The 1,179-nt window shown below is 63.2% G+C and carries 1 protein-coding gene; it reads left to right on the forward strand.

Going from position 1 to position 1,179, the window contains the following annotated elements:
- The first annotated feature begins 873 nt into the window (after nucleotides 1-873).
- A complete protein-coding gene (locus tag I0Q12_RS16105) occupies nucleotides 874-1,095 on the forward strand; it encodes a hypothetical protein (RefSeq protein ID WP_197252870.1) in 222 nt (73 codons plus the stop codon).
- Nucleotides 1,096-1,179 lie beyond the last annotated feature (84 nt).

Here is a 1,179-nt window from a genome sequence, read left to right on the forward strand (position 1 = left end):
GTGTATACGTCGGACGCGTCGTCCGACGGTCTGTTGTTTCTGCTGATAGCCTTCGTCGTCATCACCCGCCACCCCAAGATGCGACGCGAGAAGACGTCGACACAGGTGGATCAGGAGCCTCCACCTCGTCCAGGACGGTTCAGGATGGGTTGACGAGCGCCGTAGCGACCCTGTTCGCGGGGCCGTCCAGGCACAGGCACTGACGATGTGTGCCGTCGCGGAGGGACTGTACCGGCGCCTGGATCCGGCTACCTCCCGCTTTCCGGGACTCAGCGGCAAGGCGCGTAGAGATGTTCGCCGCGCGGCACGCGCAGTCGGCGCGGAGATGCTCGAGCAGAAGAGTTTCGACCGGGAAGAGTCGGAAAAGCGCTGAACAAGGTCCTGAGCCACTTCGGCGAGCTTCCGTATCGCCGGCACCCGGAGCAGCTACAGGACTCGGTCGAGTGTGAGGTTGCCGAGATCATGGCCGACTTCTCGGATTGGTCTGGTCAGGTGCGTTCGGCGCATATCAAGCTGGCGCATCAGGTGTATACGTCGGACGCGTCGTCCGACGGTCTGTTGTTTCTGCTGATAGCAGTGGATTTTTCGCTGTCGTGGGTGCTGCGGACGGTGCGGTGCGTCGGGCCTGGATACCGGATGAGGTGGTGCTTCGTTAGTGTGAGAACGACGCTCGCTACGGATTGGACCGGGCGAATGCGCGAAGTTATCTGAATTCGGGGGAGGGGCCGCGGACCTGAGCCGTGTTGTCTCCGGTCCCGCCGAGTTCCTGGCCGCCGGGTCGGCTCTGATCGAGGCGCTGACCGGCGCCGAGCTGAAGAGAACCAGCTGGCGTTCGTCTGAGCGGCCCTGACGATCTCCACCGGTGGGCATCCGGTGGGGATCGTTGCTTTTTCAGCCTCTCACGAGCCCGACAAGGAAGAGACGCACAGCGATGGATGGGAAGAAACCCCGGCACTGCGTTACGACGGTGACAGCGGACCGATGTGTTCGGCGGTGATCCAACGCAAAGTGAAGAACCGGCGGCTGGCTGCTGCTGGTTACGTTGTGGACCGTCGCTGCTTTGACCGCCTCGCCCCATGCGCGAGCGCGCTGTGATCGCCGTCGCGAGACCGGTGACGGGCATCCTGCTGGGTTGCGTCCATCAGGATGGTGTACGAGCCGGAACCAAACGAACTGATC

The organism is Rhodococcus sp. CX (genome assembly GCF_015865005.1).
In the GTDB taxonomy this organism is placed as follows: domain Bacteria; phylum Actinomycetota; class Actinomycetes; order Mycobacteriales; family Mycobacteriaceae; genus Rhodococcus.